Source organism: Halobacterium noricense (genome assembly GCF_021233435.1).
GTDB lineage: Archaea > Halobacteriota > Halobacteria > Halobacteriales > Halobacteriaceae > Halobacterium > Halobacterium noricense.
In genome coordinates this window covers 573804-589661 of the sequence record NZ_CP089468.1, presented here as the reverse complement: position 1 = coordinate 589661, position 15858 = coordinate 573804, and the positions used below count along the sequence as shown (strand labels likewise).

16 protein-coding genes are annotated in these 15858 nt (G+C 67.6%); 9 read left to right on the top strand and 7 right to left on the bottom strand.

All coding sequences use genetic code 11. From position 1 onward, the window contains the following. Positions 1–56 precede the first annotated feature (56 nt). The 9 genes from LT974_RS03285 to LT974_RS03245 all read left to right on the top strand — a co-directional run bounded on the left by LT974_RS03285 (position 57) and on the right by LT974_RS03245 (position 10320). Positions 57–326 (top strand): NADH-quinone oxidoreductase subunit J, encoded by a 270-nt coding sequence (locus LT974_RS03285; RefSeq protein ID WP_230887575.1) that lies wholly within the window; start codon positions 57–59, stop codon positions 324–326. Further along, positions 323–637: a proton-conducting membrane transporter gene (locus LT974_RS03280; protein WP_232589241.1), complete on the top strand. Its 315-nt coding sequence runs from the start codon at positions 323–325 to the stop codon at positions 635–637. The genes LT974_RS03285 and LT974_RS03280 overlap by 4 nt, the downstream gene beginning before the upstream one ends. Beyond that, a complete protein-coding gene (gene nuoK / locus LT974_RS03275; protein WP_232589239.1) occupies positions 637–942 on the top strand; it encodes an NADH-quinone oxidoreductase subunit NuoK in 306 nt (101 codons plus the stop codon). The genes LT974_RS03280 and nuoK overlap by 1 nt, the downstream gene beginning before the upstream one ends. A 1-nt stretch (position 943) precedes the next feature. After that, positions 944–3022: an NADH-quinone oxidoreductase subunit L gene (gene nuoL / locus LT974_RS03270; RefSeq protein WP_232589238.1), complete on the top strand. Its 2079-nt coding sequence runs from the start codon at positions 944–946 to the stop codon at positions 3020–3022. Next, a complete protein-coding gene (locus tag LT974_RS03265) occupies positions 3023–4573 on the top strand; it encodes a complex I subunit 4 family protein (RefSeq protein ID WP_232589237.1) in 1551 nt (516 codons plus the stop codon). Further along, positions 4573–6057 (top strand): NADH-quinone oxidoreductase subunit N, encoded by a 1485-nt coding sequence (locus LT974_RS03260; RefSeq protein ID WP_232589236.1) that lies wholly within the window; start codon positions 4573–4575, stop codon positions 6055–6057. The genes LT974_RS03265 and LT974_RS03260 overlap by 1 nt, the downstream gene beginning before the upstream one ends. 57 nt (positions 6058–6114) lie before the next feature. Continuing rightward, on the top strand, positions 6115–7524 hold the full coding sequence (locus LT974_RS03255) for a DHH family phosphoesterase (RefSeq protein ID WP_232589235.1): 1410 nt from the start codon (positions 6115–6117) through the stop codon (positions 7522–7524). Between the two features lie 32 nt (positions 7525–7556). Next, positions 7557–8360 carry a CBS domain-containing ParB/RepB/Spo0J family partition protein gene (locus LT974_RS03250; RefSeq protein ID WP_232589234.1) on the top strand — a complete coding sequence of 268 codons (804 nt, stop codon included), beginning with the start codon at positions 7557–7559 and terminating at the stop codon, positions 8358–8360. A 256-nt stretch (positions 8361–8616) separates the two neighbouring features. Further along, a complete protein-coding gene (locus tag LT974_RS03245) occupies positions 8617–10320 on the top strand; it encodes an acyl-CoA mutase large subunit family protein (protein ID WP_232589233.1) in 1704 nt (567 codons plus the stop codon). Here the strand turns inward: LT974_RS03245 and LT974_RS03240 are convergent, their stop codons facing one another. From LT974_RS03240 to LT974_RS03210, 7 genes are all read right to left on the bottom strand, one after another. After that, entirely contained in the window at positions 10321–11100 is a 780-nt protein-coding gene (locus tag LT974_RS03240; protein ID WP_232589232.1) for a GNAT family N-acetyltransferase, read from the bottom strand. It abuts the gene before it with no gap. 53 nt (positions 11101–11153) lie between these two features. Continuing rightward, the gene (locus LT974_RS03235; protein WP_232589231.1) at positions 11154–11444 is read right to left on the bottom strand and encodes a DUF7520 family protein; all 291 of its coding nucleotides are present in this window, start codon (positions 11442–11444) and stop codon (positions 11154–11156) included. Positions 11445–11606: 162 nt separating this feature from the next. Further along, positions 11607–13340 carry a cytochrome c oxidase subunit I gene (gene ctaD / locus LT974_RS03230; RefSeq protein ID WP_232589230.1) on the bottom strand — a complete coding sequence of 578 codons (1734 nt, stop codon included), beginning with the start codon at positions 13338–13340 and terminating at the stop codon, positions 11607–11609. A gap of 123 nt (positions 13341–13463) precedes the next feature. Next, positions 13464–13706 carry a DUF6684 family protein gene (locus tag LT974_RS03225; RefSeq protein WP_232589229.1) on the bottom strand — a complete coding sequence of 81 codons (243 nt, stop codon included), beginning with the start codon at positions 13704–13706 and terminating at the stop codon, positions 13464–13466. Positions 13707–13764: 58 nt separating this feature from the next. Continuing rightward, complete coding sequence (locus tag LT974_RS03220) at positions 13765–14127, bottom strand: DUF7541 family protein (RefSeq protein ID WP_232589227.1); 363 nt, start codon at positions 14125–14127, stop codon at positions 13765–13767. A 44-nt stretch (positions 14128–14171) separates the two neighbouring features. Further along, positions 14172–14429 carry a DUF7410 domain-containing protein gene (locus tag LT974_RS03215; protein ID WP_232589226.1) on the bottom strand — a complete coding sequence of 86 codons (258 nt, stop codon included), beginning with the start codon at positions 14427–14429 and terminating at the stop codon, positions 14172–14174. Further along, positions 14426–15799 (bottom strand): hypothetical protein, encoded by a 1374-nt coding sequence (locus LT974_RS03210; RefSeq protein WP_232589225.1) that lies wholly within the window; start codon positions 15797–15799, stop codon positions 14426–14428. Before LT974_RS03210 ends, LT974_RS03215 begins: the two co-directional genes overlap by 4 nt. Positions 15800–15858: the final 59 nt, after the last annotated feature.

Here is a 15858-nt window from a genome sequence, read left to right as displayed (position 1 = left end):
GCGCGCCCGTCTCGAAACCTACAAAGGGCGTATTTGCGAACCACAAGGTGACTGAAATGACGACCGAAACAATCGCGTTCGGGCTGTTCGCGCTGCTCACTGTAGCGTGCAGTCTCGGCGCTGTCCTGGTGCGGGACGTGTGGCACTCCGCGCTGCTGCTCGGCGGCTCGCTGATGAGCTTCGCCGTGCACTACGTGATGTTACAGGCGGAGTTCGTCGCCGCGATGCAGATTCTCGTCTACGTCGGCGGCGTCCTCATCCTCATCACGTTCGCAGTGATGCTCACGCGTCAAACTGGAGGTACAGGAGAGGTGACTAACGCATGACGACGCGACCACGACTGCGCGACCCGTCGACGTTCGCGACGGGCGTCGTCGCGGTCGCGTTGTTCGCGGTGCTCGCGGCCGTGTTCCTCGGTGCCGGATTCGAGGGTGCGGTCGGGTTCGCCGGCGACGCGAACCTCACGGCGACCATCGGCTACGCGCTGATGGGTCTGATGGACGTCGCGGGCGAGAACACGGTCGCCAGCGAGGGCTTCCTCGCAGCGTTCATCATCATCGCGTTGCTGCTGGACGCCGCGCTGGAGGGCTCCGTGCTGCTCGCGAGCCGCGACAACGAAGGGGGTGACGGCGAGTAATGGCGGTCGCCGTCGAGTACTACCTCCTGTTGTCCGCGGCCGTGTTCTGCACTGGCGTGTTCGGCGTGCTCACGCGCGAGAACGCGCTCATGTTCCTCATCAGCGTCGAGCTGATGCTGAACTCGGCGAACATCAATCTCGTGGCGTTCTCGCACTTCTACGGGAACGCCACGGGTCAGGTGTTCAGCCTGTTCGTGATGGCGCTGGCCGCGGCGGAGGTCGCCGTCGGCCTCGGCATCGTGCTCGTGTTGTACCGGAACTTCGACGACGTCGACGTGCGCAACGCGACGACGATGAGGTGGTAAGATGGTAGGTGCATTCGACTTCACTCCGGCCATTCCGCTGCTACCGTTCGCCGCGTTCCTCGTGGCGATGCTCGTCGGCCACTTCGCGCCGCGGCTGCTGCCGAAAGGCGGCGCGATTCCCGGCATCCTCGCGACCGCCGGGTCGCTGCTGTTGTCCATCTGGACGTTCCTGACGGTGAGCGGCGGCAGCTACCACGCACAGGACATCTACACGTGGGTCGTCGGCCAGAACACGTTCAGTCTCCACTTCGGCATCCTCGTCGACCCGCTGTCGGCTTTGATGTTGGTCATCGTGTCGCTGGTCGCGGTCCTCGTGCACGTGTTCAGCCTCGGCTACATGAACGACGAGGGCGAGACCGGCCTCCCGCGGTACTACGCCGGCCTCGGCCTGTTCACGTTCTCGATGCTGGCGTTCGTCGTCGCGGACAACCTCCTGATGGCGTTCATGTTCTTCGAGCTGGTCGGGCTCTGCTCGTACCTGCTCATCGGGTTCCACTTCCGGGAGCCCGGTCCGCCGAGCGCCGCGAAGAAGGCGTTCCTCGTCACGCGCTTCGGGGACTACTTCTTCCTCGTCGGCGTCGTCGGCATCCTCGCGACGTTCGGCACCGCGCGGTTCGTCGCGGTCGGTGACGGCGTCCACAGCTTCCCGCACCTCGCCGAGCAAGCGCTCGCGGCTGCGGGCGGCGAGGGAACGATGCCCGAACACGTCGCGCACTTCCTCGACGTCGTCGGCATGAAGGCTGAGACGTGGTTCGCGATTCTCGGCCTGCTCGTGCTCGGCGGCGTCGTCGGCAAGTCCGCGCAGTTCCCGCTGCACACGTGGCTGCCCGACGCGATGGAAGGCCCGACGCCCGTCTCCGCGCTCATCCACGCCGCGACGATGGTGGCGGCCGGCGTCTACCTCGTCGCGCGCATGTACGGCTTCTACGCGCTGCTCCCGACCGTTCTCGCGATTATCGCGCTGATCGGCGGGTTCACCGCGCTGTTCGCCGCGACGATGGGCGTCGTGAAAGACGAGCTCAAGCAGGTGCTGGCGTACTCGACCATCAGCCAGTACGGCTACATGATGCTCGGCCTCGGTACCGGCGGTTACATCGCCGCGACCTTCCACCTGATGACCCACGCGTTCTTCAAGGCGCTGCTGTTCCTGGGCGCCGGGTCGGTCATCATCGCGATGCACCACAACGAGGACATGTGGGACATGGGCGGCCTCCGCGAGAAGATGCCCGTGACCTACTACACGTTCCTCTCCGGCAGCCTCGCCCTCGCCGGCATCGTGCCGTTCGCGGGCTTCTGGTCGAAGGACGAAATCCTCTACGAAGCGCTCATCTACGGCGCCGGCGACAGTCCGATTCTGCTCGCCGCGTACGCGATGGGCCTGCTCGCGGTGTTCTTCACGGGCTTCTACACGTTCCGGATGGTGTTCCTCACCTTCCACGGCGAACCCCGCAGTGACACCGCCCGCGACCCCCACGGCGTCCGCTGGAACGTCAAGCTCCCGCTGGTCGTCCTCGGGATTCTCGCGGCCACCGTCGGCCTCGTGAATATGACGCCCGTCGCGGAGCTCACCGGCCTCCACATCGAATACCTCCACCAGTGGCTGGTGATTCCGGAGGCCAGCGACTTCGCCGCGCTCGGCTACGACAACTACCACCACCTGCTCGAACAGTTCGCCGGCTACCACGCCGCGGACATCGGCCCGCTCGTCCCGGGCGCCGTCTCGCTGGCGCTCGCGCTCGGCGGTGCCGGCCTCGCGTGGGTGCTGTACAACGTCGACTCGCCGACCGAGCACACCGAGAAGCTCGGCGGCGTCAAGACCGTACTGTACAACAACTACTACCAGGACGAGTACCAGGTGTGGCTCGCGCAAGGCGTCACGCTCCCGCTCGCCCGCGCCGCCGACACGTTCGACCAGGGCATCGTCGACGGCGTCGTCAACGGCGTCAGCAGCGTGAGCCTGTTCGCCGGCAGCCGCGTCAAGCGGATTCAGGACGGCCTCGTCACGCACTACGCCGCCCTGTTGACGCTGAGTCTGGTCGTCCTCCTGGTGGCCTTCGGCCTCCTCGGGGGGTGGTTCTGAATGTTGATTGAAGCACTCATCGCCGTCACGTTGGTTTCGGCGTTCGTCGTCATGCTCGCACCCGACGAGGTCGCGGGCAAACTGGCGTTCGCCCTGAGTCTGCTCCCCGTCGCGGGGAGCCTCTGGATGTTCGGACAGTTCGACGCGAGCGGCAACGCGCTCTTCGAGAGCGGGAACCTCGCGTTCGAGACGACTGCACGCTGGATTAGCGTCGGCCCGTACGCGCTCAACTGGCACGTCGGCCTCGACGGCATCAGCATGCCGCTGGTCGTTCTGTCGACGCTGCTGACGTCGCTCGCCATCGTGAGCGCGTGGACGCCGATTCAGGAGCGCCAGAGCCAGTTCTACTCGCTGATGCTGTTCATGCTGGCGAGCCTCCTGGGCGTGTTTACGGCGCTGGACTTCTTCGTCTGGTTCGTCTTCTGGGAGTTCGTGCTCGTGCCGATGTACTTCCTCATCGGCATCTGGGGCGGCCCGCGCCGGAAGTACGCCGCAATCAAGTTCTTCGTCTACACGAACGTCGCCAGCCTGGTGATGTTCATCGGGTTCGTGGCGCTCGTGTTCGCGCTCCCGGTCCAGACGATGGACCTGCCGACCATCGCGGCCGCGCTCGACGCCGGGAACTTCCAGACGACGTACGGCCTCGGTGCCGAGACCCTGAAGGTCGTCGCGTTCTTCGCGATGTTCCTCGGGTTCGCGGTGAAGGTGCCGCTGGTCCCGCTGCACACGTGGCTGCCGGACGCCCACGTGCAGGCCCCCACGCCGGCCTCGGTGATGCTGGCAGGGGTGCTCCTGAAGATGGGGACGTACGCGCTGCTCCGGTTCAACTTCACGATGCTGCCGGGCGTCGCGCGCGACTACGCGGTGCTCATCGCCATCTTCGCCGTCGTCTCCGTGATTTACGGCGCGATGCTCGCGCTCGCCCAGCAGGACCTCAAGCGCATCGTCGCGTACTCCTCGGTGTCGTCGATGGGGTACGTGATTCTCGGGCTCGTGGCGTACAACGTCTACGGGCTCGGCGGCGCGACCTTCCAGATGGTCGCCCACGGCCTCATCTCGGGGCTGATGTTCATGTGCGTCGGCGTCATCTACAACGTCGCCCACACGCGCATGGTCGGCGACCTCTCCGGCATCGCGGACAAGATGCCGGTGACCGCCGCGGTGTTCGTCGCCGCGGCGTTCGGCTACATGGGCCTGCCGCTGATGGCGGGCTTCGCCGGCGAGCTGTTCATCTTCCTCGGCGGCTTCAGCGCCACCTTCCCGTACGCGCAGCTGTTCACGGCGCTGGCGATGTTCGGCATCGTCGTCGTCGCGGGCTACCTGCTGTTCGCGATGCAGCGCGTCCTCTTCGGCCCGTTCAGCGCGGACACGGACTACGACATCGTGCCCGCAGCGCCCCACGACGCGGTCGCCATCGTCGTGCTGGTGGTGCTGGTCGTCGTGCTCGGGACGGTCCCCGAGGTGTTCTACGGCATGATTCAGGACGCAGTCAACCCGATGGTGGACTCGCTGCCGGAGGCAACTGCCTTCCTCACCGGGGGTGAGCTCTGATGGTGGAACTGCCACCGCTGACGCCCCAGATTCTGCTCGGGCTGACGGCCATCGTGCTGTTCGGCATCGACATTATCGCGCCCGACGCCCGGAAGAACGGGCTGCTGGCGTCGGTGAGCGCCATCGGCACCGTCGCCGCCGCCGCGACCGCGGTGTGGTTCCTCGCGGCCGGTTCGGGCGACTACCGGTTCGTGCAGTTCGACGGCGCGCTCGTCGTGGACGCGTTGAGCCTGTTCTTCGCGTTCGTCGTCGCGAGCGTCGCCACGCTCGTCGTGATTGGGAGTTACGACTACATCGAGGGCGAGGAGCACGTCTCGGAGTACTACTCGCTGGTGCTGCTGGCGGCGACCGGCATGTCGCTGATGGCGGCCGCCAACAGCCTCGTGACGGTGTTCGTCGCGCTGGAACTGGCGAGCCTCCCGTCGTACGCGCTCGTCTCGTTCCTGAAAACCGACCGCGGCAGCGTCGAAGCCGGCCTGAAGTACTTCCTCATCGGCGCGCTGTCCTCCGCCGTGATGGCGTACGGCATCAGTCTCGTGTACGCCACCACGGGCACGCTTCTGCTGGACGACATCGCGGCCGAAGTCGCCGGCAACCAGTTCGGCGGCGTGCTCGGCCTCGGCATCCTGTTGCTCGCCGGCGGGTTCGCGTTCAAGACGGCCTCGGTGCCGTTCCACTTCTGGGCACCGGAGGCCTACGAGGGCGCGCCCGCGCCGATTAGCGCGTTCCTCTCGTCGGCGTCGAAGGCCGCCGGCTTCGCGGTCGCGTTCCGCGTGTTCACGACCGCGTTCCCGCTCGACACGGTGGCTGCCGTCGCCATCGACTGGTCGCTGCTGTTCGCCGTGCTCGCGGTGGTCACGATGACCCTCGGAAACTTCGCGGCGGCCACGCAGAACGAGGTCAAGCGGATGCTCGCGTACTCCTCCATCGGGCACGCGGGCTACGTGCTGATGGGGCTGGCCGCGCTCCAGAGCGGCGCCGCGGAGGCGAACGCCTTCGTGCTCGGCGCGTCGATGACCCACCTGCTCGTCTACGGCTTCATGAACACGGGCGCGTTCCTGTTCGTCGCGCTCGCGGAGTACTGGGACGTGGGCCGCACGTTCGAGGACTACAACGGGCTCGCGACCCGCGCCCCCGTGGCGTGTGTCGCGATGACCGTGTTCATGTTCAGCCTCGCCGGCCTCCCGGTCGGCGGCGGCTTCCTCTCGAAGTACCTGCTGTTCGCGGGGACCGTCCAGGCTGGCTTCGCGTGGCTCGCGGCCATCGCGGCCATCAACAGCGCGCTGTCGCTGTACTACTACTCGCGAGTCGTCAAGGCAATCTGGATCGAGGACCCCAGCGACGACCTCTCGCTGGCTGGGACGCCGACCGGCCTCTACACCGCCGTCGTCGCGGCGGCGGTGGCGACGGTCGTCCTGCTGGTGGCGTTCGACCCGGTCGCGCAGACCGCCGTCCACGCCGCCGACGTCCTGTTCGCGCTGTAAGCGAACGGGGCACAACGGTACCTTTTAGCGGATTCGGAAGCTATCACGGGTCAACGAATGGTTTCTCGGCTCGTGCTCGGCTGCGGCACGACCGGTCACGCCCTCGTCGAACACCTCTCACAGCGCCGCGGCGAGCTGTTCGTGCTCGACGGCGACGCGAGCCGCGTGGAGTCGCTACGCAACGAGAAGGTCGCCGCCGAGGTCCGGGACGTCACCGACCCCGCCGAGATTAGCGGGCTGGAGCGCGACGTCGACGTGGTGCTGGTGGCGACCGACGGGGCCGCCGCCAACCGCCTGGCCGCGGAGGCCGCCCGCGAAGTCTACCCGGACGCCGAACTCGTGGCGTACCTCGGATTCGAGGCGACCAGCGACGACCGCGAGGCGCTGGACGCGGTCGCCGACCGGGTTGTCGACCCCGGGGCGGCGATACTCGACCACGTCGAGGCGGTCGCGACCGCCGAGGGCTCCGAGAAACTGCAGGCGCTGCGCACGACGCTCGAAGCCATCGACGGGACGCTTGGCGTGTTCATGCACGACAACCCCGACCCGGACGCCATCGCGACGGCCGTCGGGCTGTCACGCATCGCCGCGGAGTTCGGGGTGGAGACGGAGGCGTATTACTTCGGGGAGATTTCCCACCAGGAGAACCGCGCGTTCGTCAACCTCCTCGACCTCGACGTCCGGAACGTGGAAGTCGGCGAGGAACTGGACTTCGACGCCGTCGCGCTCGTGGACCACTCCGCGCCCGGCGTCAACGACCAACTCGACCCGGAGACGGAGGTGGACATCGTCGTCGACCATCACCCGCCAAACGACGACGTCGACGCCGACTTCGTGGACATCCGCCCGGACCTGGGCGCGGCAAGCACCATCCTCGTGGAGTACATCCGCGGGTTCGGCCTCGACGTCGAGACCGAGGTCGCGACGGCGCTTTTGTACGGCATCCGCGTGGACACCGACGACTTCGCCCGCGAGATTACCACCGACGACTTCGAGGCGGGCGCGTGGCTGCTGGACCGCGCGGACACCGACGTCCTGGAGCGCATCGAGAGCCCGTCGGTGAGCGCGGACACCCTCGACACCATCGCGCGGGCCATCCGCAACCGCGAACTCGACGGCTCCGTGCTGGCGTCGTGCGTCGGTGCCATCTCCGACCGCGACACGCTCGCGCAGGCCGCCGACCGTCTGCTGGCGATGCGGGGCGTGACGGTGACGTTCGTCTACGGCTACACCGAGGGCACCATCTACGTCTCCGCGCGGTCGCGGGGAAGCGACGAGGACCTCGGCGCGGTGTTGCGGTCGGCGTTCGACGAGATGGGGAGCGCGGGCGGCCACGCGGACATGGCGGGCGCACAACTCCCGCTGGGGCTGTTCGACGACGTCGACGAGGAGGCCGAGCAGACGCTCACGGAGATGGTCGAGGACGTGGTGGCGACGCGGTTCTTCGAAGCGATTCGCGGGGGGTGAGTTTTTCCCGGTCGACGCGTAACGGGCACGTGATGGATTCGGCCCTCGACCACAACGGCGCGAAACCCACGGTCGACGACTACATGACCCGTGACGTCGCGACCGTCTCCCCCGACGACACGGTGCGCGACGTCGCGACCCGCATCTCCGAGAGCGAACACAACGGCTTCCCGGTGACCGAGGGGCGGCGCGTCGAGGGGTTCGTGTCCGCGCGGGACCTCCTCCTCTCGGACCCCGACGAGCTCGTGTTCAAGGTGATGAGCGACGAGCTCATCGTCGCCCACCCCGAGATGAAGGTGACCGACGCCGCCCGGGTCATCCTGCGGTCGGGCATCCAGAAGCTCCCGGTCGTCGACGACGCGGGCAACCTCGTCGGCATCATCTCGAACTCCGACGTCATCCGCTCGCAGATCGAGCGCGCCACCCCCGAGAAAGTCGGGAAGCTCAAGCGCACGCTGGAGACGATTCACGGCATCGAAGCCAGGGAGGAGCGCCGCACCGTCGAACTGGCCGAGCTGGTGCCGACGCAGGGGAAGGTGTACGCCGACGAACTGGAGGGGCGCCAGTACGAGCTCGAACACGGCCTCGCGGAGCCGCTGGTCGTCATCGACAACGGCGGCGTCGAACTCCTATTGGCGGACGGCCACCACCGCGTGATGGCCGCCGAACGCGCAGGCATCGAGGAGATGGACGCCTACGTCATCGCCCTGGAACGCCGCGTCGACCTGGGGATGGCCCGCACCGCCGACAAGGAGGGCCTGGAGTCGATTTCGGACATCCACGTCGTGGACTACGCCCACCACCCGCTCGTGGAGACCATCGAGCGCCTGCAGTGAGCCGGTAGCTGCGTACGTGGCTCGCTTCGTTCGCCACGCGGCTCACGGGTCGTTCCTCCCCGCTCGCATCAACGTGGCTCGCTTCGTTCGCCACGCGGCTCACGGGTCGTTCCTCCCCGCTCGCATCAACGTGGCTCGCTTCGTTCGCCACGCGGCTCACGGGTCGTTCCTCCCCGCTCGCATCAACGTGGCCCCGCGTTGCTCGGCCACGCACCCGACCGGTTCCTTCATTATTCTCCCGGCAAGATTTGAGGACATGTACGACGACGAGGACCTCGCCGACATTCGCGAGGCGCGAGAGGACTGGGAGGACGACACCCTCGACCCCGTGCTCGACGCCTACGGCGAGCGCAAGGAGCGCTTCGCCACCGTCTCGAACGTGGAAGTCGACCGGCTGTACACCCCGGACGACGTCGCGGACCTCGACTACGAGGAGGACCTCGGGTTCCCCGGGGAGTTCCCGTACACTCGGGGCGTCTACCCGACCGGCTACCGCGGCCGCACGTGGACGATGCGGCAGTTCGCGGGCTTCGGCACCGCCGAGGAGACCAACGAGCGCTTCCACTACCTCATCGAGAACGGCCAGACCGGGCTCTCGACGGCCTTCGACATGCCGTCGCTGATGGGGCTGGACAGCGACGACCGGATGAGTCTCGGCGAGGTCGGCAAGGAGGGCGTCGCCGTCGACACCCTCCGCGACATGGAGATTCTCTTCGACGGCATCGACCTCTCGGAGGTCTCGACCTCGTTCACCATCAACCCGAGCGCGCCGGTCATCTACGCGATGTACCTCGCGCTCGCCGACCAGCAGGGCGTCCCCCGCGAGGAGATTCGGGGCACCCTCCAGAACGACATGCTCAAGGAGTTCATCGCGCAGAAGGAGTGGGTCGTCCCGCCGGAGCCCTCGCTGGACCTCGTGACCGACGTCGTGGAGTACTGCGCCGCGGAGACGCCGAAGTTCCACCCCATCTCGGTTTCCGGCTACCACATCCGCGAAGCCGGGTCGACCGCGGTCCAGGAGTTGGCGTTCACGCTCGCGGACGGCTTCGCGTACGTCGAGGACGCCCTCGACCGGGGGCTGGACGTCGACGAGTTCGCGCCACAGCTCTCCTTCTTCTTCAACTCGCACAACTCCATCTTCGAGGAGATAGCGAAGTTCCGCGCCGCCCGGCGCATCTACGCCCGCGTGATGGACGAGCGCTACGACGCCGAGGCGGAGGCCTCCAAGCAACTGAAGTTCCACACGCAGACCGCGGGCCAGAGCCTGACCGCCCAGCAGCCGCTGAACAACGTCGCCCGCGTCACGCTACAGGCGCTGGCGGCGGTGCTGGGCGGCTCGCAGAGCGTCCACACGAACTCCTACGACGAGGCGCTCGCGCTCCCCAGCGAGGACGCCGTGCGGGTCGCGCTCCGCACCCAGCAGATTATCGCCGAAGAGTCCGGCGCGGCGGACATCGTCGACCCGCTCGGCGGGAGTTTCGCTATCGAAGCGCTCACCGACGAGGTCGAGGAGGAGGCGATGGCGTACATCGACGAAATCGAGGCGAAAGGCGACGGCTCGATTCGGGACGGCGTGCTCGCGGGCGTCGAGGAGGGGTACTTCCACCGCGAGATTCAGGAGGCCGCCTACGAGTACCAGTCCCGCGTCGACGACGGCGAGGAGACGGTGGTCGGCGTCAACGCCTACGAAGTCGAGGAGGACACCAGCCCGGACACGCTTCACGTCGACGAGGACGCCACCCGGGAGCGCCAACTCGGCCGCTTAGAAGACGTGAAATCCGAACGCGACGACGACGCGGTCGCTGACACGCTAGACACGCTCCAGGACGCGATTCACGCCGACGAGAACACCGTCCCCTACATCGTGGACGCGGTGAAGGCGTACGCGACAATGGGCGAAATCATGCAGGTGTTCGAGGACGAGTTCGGCGGCTACCAGGAGACCGCCGCGGTCGCCTGATTAGAGGTACGCCGAGTCCCACCGCGTCGCCTTCCGCTTGTTCGCGCACTCGCTGCACTCCACGCGCCCCATCGCGTCCATCGCGGTGTCCAGCGACCCGCAGTTCGCGCAGTAGAAGCCGTAGCGGTTCTCGCGGTCGGGCGTGTCGTAGGCCGCGTAGAACGGTGCTTTCGAGCCGCGCTCACGCTCGTCGTACGCCACGAAGACCGTGCCGCCGTCGACCTCGTGTTCCTCCGTGAGTTCCGCGGCCTCGTCCGCGGGGAGGTTCACGTAGAGGTGTTCGGTGTACGTCTCCCCGGCGATGTCGAGCGTGCGCTTGCCGGTGCGCGCGTAGCCACTCGCCTGGTAGAACTCGTTGCCCGCGCGGTTCGCCGCGAGTACGCGGCCCTCCACGCGGTTCGCGCCCCGCTCCAGGAGCTCGGTTTCGGTGTGTTCGAGCAGCCGGCCGCCGAGCCCGCGGTCGCGGTGGTCGGGGTGGACGTGCAGCCACTGGATGGCCGCGACGCCGGCCGCGGAGGCCGATGACTGGTCGCCGTCGGGCTGGCGAACGTCGAGTTCGCTCTCGGAGAACGCGACTACGCTGTCGTCGTCCACGACGACGAGGTAGACGACGTCGTCGGCGTCGAGGCGGTCGGCGAGGCGGTCCGCGCCGTACCACTCGTCGGCCGCGGCCGCGACGATGTCCTCGCCGAGCTGGCCGGCGTACGTCGCTTCGAGTGACGCCTCCGCCACGCGCCGGATGCCGTCCGCGTCGTCGTGAGTGGCTTCCCGAACCTTCATGTCCGTTTGCATGTCCTTCCACCCACTAATACCTACCCGCAGTCCACGAACGGTCAGGCGTCGGCGCGCTCGGAGACGAAAATGATTGCCAGGAGGCCGATGCCGAGCAGAATTCCCACGGAGACGATGCCGAACAGCGCGAGGTTCAGCGGGTTCAACTGGAACGTAATCGGGCCGACGGCCCCGTAGGCCGCGCCCGACCCCTCCACGAGCGGCCCGGAGGGACCGCCGCCGTCCCCGTAGACGATGATGCCGAGCACGTAGCCGAACAGCCCGGCGACGGCGACCGCGGAGGCGTACATCCACAGCACCACTCGTCGACCGCGCGTGTCGGGTTCGCTCACGCGCAGTCGTAGGCAGCGGAGTGGGTAGCCTTTTGCGGTGTCGCCGCCAACAGGCCGGGTATGGAAGACAAGGAGCTCATGTTCGTGGTGCTGGCGGGTATCGCACTCCTGATGTTCCTGACCGGCTTCGTGCTCGTTCTCGCGTAGAAAAACTCGTGCGGCTCAGTCCGCGGACTGGGCGTCGTCGGATTCGCCGCCGTCCGTCGCCGGGACGGGCGACTCGCGCTGCTGTTCGTACCACTCCCAGTCGTTGGTGAGCTGGCCCGTCTCGTCGAGGTCCCACGGGTCGCCGCTGTCGACCTTGGGGCCCTCCTTCCAGGAGACGACCATGTTCCACACCCACAGCAGGGTGCTGATGCCGATGAGGAACGCGCCCGCGGTCGCGATCTGGTGGGCGGTGACGAACTGCGGGAGGTACGTCGCGTACCGCCGCGGCATGCCGCCGTAGCCGAGCCACAGCATCGCCAGGAACGTCAGGTTCGACCCGACGAGGCCGAGCCAGAAGTGCGCGTGCGCGAACCGCTTCTGGTACATCCGACCGGTGACCATCGGGAACCAGTAGTAGGTGCCCGCGAACAGCGCGAAGCCGATAGCACCGTAGACGATGAAGTGGAAGTGACCGACGACGTAGTAGGTGTCGTGGAGGATGAGGTCGACGGGGATGGCGGCGAGGAAGATGCCGGTGACGCCGCCGATGATGAAGTTCTGGACGAAGCCGATGCAGAACAGCATCGGCGCGGTGAGTCGGAGCTTGCCGTTCCACATCGTGGTAATCCAGTTGAACACCTTCACGGCGGATGGTATCGCAATCGCGAGCGACACCGCCATGAAGCTCGCGCGGAGCCGCGGGTCGATTCCCGTGGTGAACATGTGGTGGGCCCACACGCCGAACGAGAGCACGCCGATAGCCAGCGTGGAGTAGACGACGAACTTGAACCCGAACAGTTTCCGCCCCGAGAACTTCGGCAGCACGAGGCTGACGATGCCCATCGGCGGCAACACGAGAATGTACACTTCGGGGTGGCCGAAGAACCAGAACAGGTGTTGCCAGAGAATCGGGTCACCGCCGGCGACCGTGAAGAAGGTCGTGCCGAAGTTGCGGTCGAGCAGCAGCATGATGAGCGCGCTGCCCAGCAGCGGGAACGCGAACAGGATCAGCCCGGATTGCGTGAGCATCGTCCACGAGAAGATGTCGAGGCTCGGCCAGCCGACGTCGTCGCCGCGCTCGGTGAAGATGGTCGCGATGAAGTTGACCGCCCCCATCGTCGCCGAGACCCCCGTGAGGTGGAGGCCGAGCAGCATCATGTCGATGGCGGGGCTGGACATCTGAATGGACAGCGGCGTGTACATCGTCCAGCTGGTCTGGGCGGTCGCGACGCCCGGCAGCAGGAAGCCCGCCCAGACGAGGAGCGCGCCCGGCGGCAGCAGCCAGAACGCGATGGCGTTGATGCGGGGGAACGCCATGTCGTCGGCACCGATGAGCAGCGGGATGAAGTAGTTCCCGAACGCCGCAATCATCGGCGTCCCGAACAGGAACAGCATCGTGATGCCGTGGCTAGTCAGGAGGCCGTTGTACAGCGCGGGGTCGATGATGTTTGTCGCGGGCGCGGCGAGCTCGATGCGCATCAGGAGCACGGCGAGGCCGCCCCAGACGAACGCGATGGCACCGTACGTGCCGTAGAGAATCCCGATGTCCTTGTGGTCGACCGTCGTGAGCCACCGGACGACGCCGCCCGGCTTCTCTTCGTGTCCGTGTTCGGTGCGCTCCCCGAGCGCACCGCCGACGTCGCTGAGAGGCGTGTACGACCGCCAGTCCTCGAGACGCGCGAGGGAAGCAGCCACCGCGACGAGAAGCACGCCCATCAGCACGGTTAGCACCAGTGATGACGAGGCCATGGAGCACAGTCAGTACCGGACCGTAAAGAAAGCTTAGGATTGGGCGCGCCAGCGCGCGCACAGAGAATCACGGGACGCCGCGCAGATTTCTCGCGGGAGTGGGGTCGAACGGGCCGTCGGCGTTCAGTACGGGCCGACTTCTTCCTCGCCGGTCTCGATGCGCTTGGCGGCGACGTACGTGAGGATGGAGAGCCCGACCAGCATCCAGCCGACGAGGATGAACTGGAGGACGCGTTCGAGCGTGAATCCCGACCCCCACGGGTTCACGGCCACGAAGGCCACGAAGAAGAACGCGAGGATGGCCAGCGGGACGATGTTGACCGTGAGGTCGAGGAGGGTGTCCGTGTCGAAGATGGTGGAACTCATTAGCGGGAGTTCGGAGCGGCGGACAAATATAGCTTGAGGATTCAGCGCCAGCCCCGGGCTACAGGCGACCGGTTTCGAGGAGGAACAGCGCGACCGAGGCGGCGGCGACGACAATACCGGTGCCGCCGAGTGCGAGGCCGCGCGCGGTCGCGGACGTGGCGACGTAGAGCAGGCCGCCGAGCCCCCCGAACACCGCGGCGACCGCCAGCGCGGGCCGGTGCAGCGTGGATGCGAACCCGGATTCGCGGAGGATGCCGACGACGCTGCCCGCGAGCAGCACTAATCCGCCGACAGCGACGGGGAGCAACCCGTCGAAGAGGATGCCAATCTCGGAGATGACGAGGCCCAACACGAGCGGAATCGGCCACGGGCTGGCGCGCGGGTACTGGTCGCTCAGTCCCTGCTCCGTTTGCTCGACCATACCACGACGTTCGACGCGGTGGGTTAGAAAGCCATCGCTTCCGTTCAGACGGCGACCACGGCGTACGTCATCAGGAAGCCGAAGTACAGCGCGACGAGCGCGGCGAGCGCGCGCAGCCGGAACGACCGGAGGTCCTCGCTCTCGCTGTGGTACGCGTCCTCGAAGGCCGCGCGCTCGCCCTCGTCGAGACTTTCGTAGTGTTCGAGCCCGCGGTGGAGCGCGCGCAGCCGCTCGGTCGGGAACGCCTCGCCGCAGTACGAGCACCGGGGCGCGTCGTCGGGGGCGTCGGTGGTGTTAGTCATAGGAACGGTGGTTCGGCGGCCGGCTGGCCGATTATCCAGAGGCTGGTCATCGTGTAGAACACCATCACGAGCGTAAGCGTGTACTGGCTGCGAATCGCCTGCAGGCGGCCGGGGAGTTCGTCGTAGGCGGTGGCGTGCGCGACCCAGATGGCGAGCAGGTGGCCGAGCAGGACCGCGGCGACGCCGACGCCGGAGAGCCAACTCGGGAGCACGAGCGTGCGCGCGACCGGCGGGTCCAGGGGCGCGAGCAGCGCGCCGAACAGCGAGGGGGACAGCGATAGCGCGTACACGAGGTAGTGCGCGAGGTGGTAGCCCGCGGCGATGGCGAGCAGCGACGGCGCGAACCGGCGCGCGAGCACGGCGGCGTCCGTGTACGTCGGCGCGACGTCGCGGGCGTTCCGGGCGGCCCACCAGTAGAGCCGGTGGAATCCGAGGAAGCCGGCGAGGAGCGCTGCCGGGTAGAGTACTGGCGCGGGGACGCCGGCGTCGACGACCGTGCGCGCGAACGACGCCCACGCGGGCGTGCCGACGAACCCGTCGTAGGTCGTCCCCCAGACGAGCGCGACGACGAACGCGACGCCGCCGTTCGTGGTGACGACTTCGTCGGTCAGCCGCATCGCCGGCAGCCGGAGGTCGAGGCCGTCGTCGGTACGCTGGACGGGCGCGACCGACCCGTACATCGCGAACAGCCGCGAGAGCGGGTCGACCTCGTCGAACCACTGGTCGTGGCCGACCGCGACGACGCCGACCACCGAGAGCACGAGGTAGCCGACCGCAGTCGCGGCCAGCAGCCGCGGTTCGTCGGCGAGCGGGCTGACGACCTCGAACCAGACGAGCGCGAGCAGGAACGCCGTCGACGCCCACGCCGCACGGCCCGGCGAGAGCGCGACGTCGCGGCCGTCGAGCACCCACGCGACTGGGCGCGTGAGCGTCCGGGACGGGTTCACGGCGGGCCACGAGTTCCCGACGAGGTACGTCGACATGGCGAACGCCGCCCACCAGCCCACCCAGACCAGCACGATGGCACCGTTCCGGAGCGGCTCGGTCGGCCCCGCGAACCCAGTGAGCAGGACGAACGCGAACCCCGCGAGGCCGACGACGTGGCCGACCCACGCGAGCACGCGCCGAGGCGCGGGGAGGGGGTGATGCCACTCGTGGACGGCCGCGACGAATTCGCGGTCCGTGACGAAGCTCGCCAGCAGGAACGACGCGCCGACGACGGCGCCGCCCGTCGAGAGAAACAGCCACGTCGGCACCGCCAGTTCCTGTCCGCTGGCGTCGCGGAGGCTGCCGCCGTGCGCGACAGCGACGCCACAGACCGCGACGAGGCCGACGACGGCACCGAGCACGCGCGCGCCGCGACGAGACATAGCCAGGCGTTCACGGGGGCTCCCCGTGAGGATTGCGGTACGGCTCCGCCGCGGACGGA

Excerpts from the sequence above, each read along its gene's own strand:
- nuoK (WP_232589239.1), top strand. The coding sequence starts at position 637 with ATGGCGGTCGCCGTCGAGTACTACCTCCTGTTGTCCGCGGCCGTGTTC.
- LT974_RS03265 (WP_232589237.1), top strand. The coding sequence starts at position 3,023 with ATGTTGATTGAAGCACTCATCGCCGTCACGTTGGTTTCGGCGTTCGTC.
- LT974_RS03210 (WP_232589225.1), bottom strand. The coding sequence starts at position 15,799 with ATGTCTCGTCGCGGCGCGCGCGTGCTCGGTGCCGTCGTCGGCCTCGTC.
- LT974_RS03250 (WP_232589234.1), top strand. The coding sequence starts at position 7,557 with ATGGATTCGGCCCTCGACCACAACGGCGCGAAACCCACGGTCGACGAC.
- ctaD (WP_232589230.1), bottom strand. The coding sequence starts at position 13,340 with ATGGCCTCGTCATCACTGGTGCTAACCGTGCTGATGGGCGTGCTTCTC.
- LT974_RS03225 (WP_232589229.1), bottom strand. The coding sequence starts at position 13,706 with ATGAGTTCCACCATCTTCGACACGGACACCCTCCTCGACCTCACGGTC.
- LT974_RS03220 (WP_232589227.1), bottom strand. The coding sequence starts at position 14,127 with ATGGTCGAGCAAACGGAGCAGGGACTGAGCGACCAGTACCCGCGCGCC.
- LT974_RS03255 (WP_232589235.1), top strand. The coding sequence starts at position 6,115 with ATGGTTTCTCGGCTCGTGCTCGGCTGCGGCACGACCGGTCACGCCCTC.
- LT974_RS03260 (WP_232589236.1), top strand. The coding sequence starts at position 4,573 with ATGGTGGAACTGCCACCGCTGACGCCCCAGATTCTGCTCGGGCTGACG.
- LT974_RS03280 (WP_232589241.1), top strand. The coding sequence starts at position 323 with ATGACGACGCGACCACGACTGCGCGACCCGTCGACGTTCGCGACGGGC.
- nuoL (WP_232589238.1), top strand. The coding sequence starts at position 944 with ATGGTAGGTGCATTCGACTTCACTCCGGCCATTCCGCTGCTACCGTTC.
- LT974_RS03285 (WP_230887575.1), top strand. The coding sequence starts at position 57 with ATGACGACCGAAACAATCGCGTTCGGGCTGTTCGCGCTGCTCACTGTA.
- LT974_RS03215 (WP_232589226.1), bottom strand. The coding sequence starts at position 14,429 with ATGACTAACACCACCGACGCCCCCGACGACGCGCCCCGGTGCTCGTAC.
- LT974_RS03245 (WP_232589233.1), top strand. The coding sequence starts at position 8,617 with ATGTACGACGACGAGGACCTCGCCGACATTCGCGAGGCGCGAGAGGAC.
- LT974_RS03240 (WP_232589232.1), bottom strand. The coding sequence starts at position 11,100 with ATGAAGGTTCGGGAAGCCACTCACGACGACGCGGACGGCATCCGGCGC.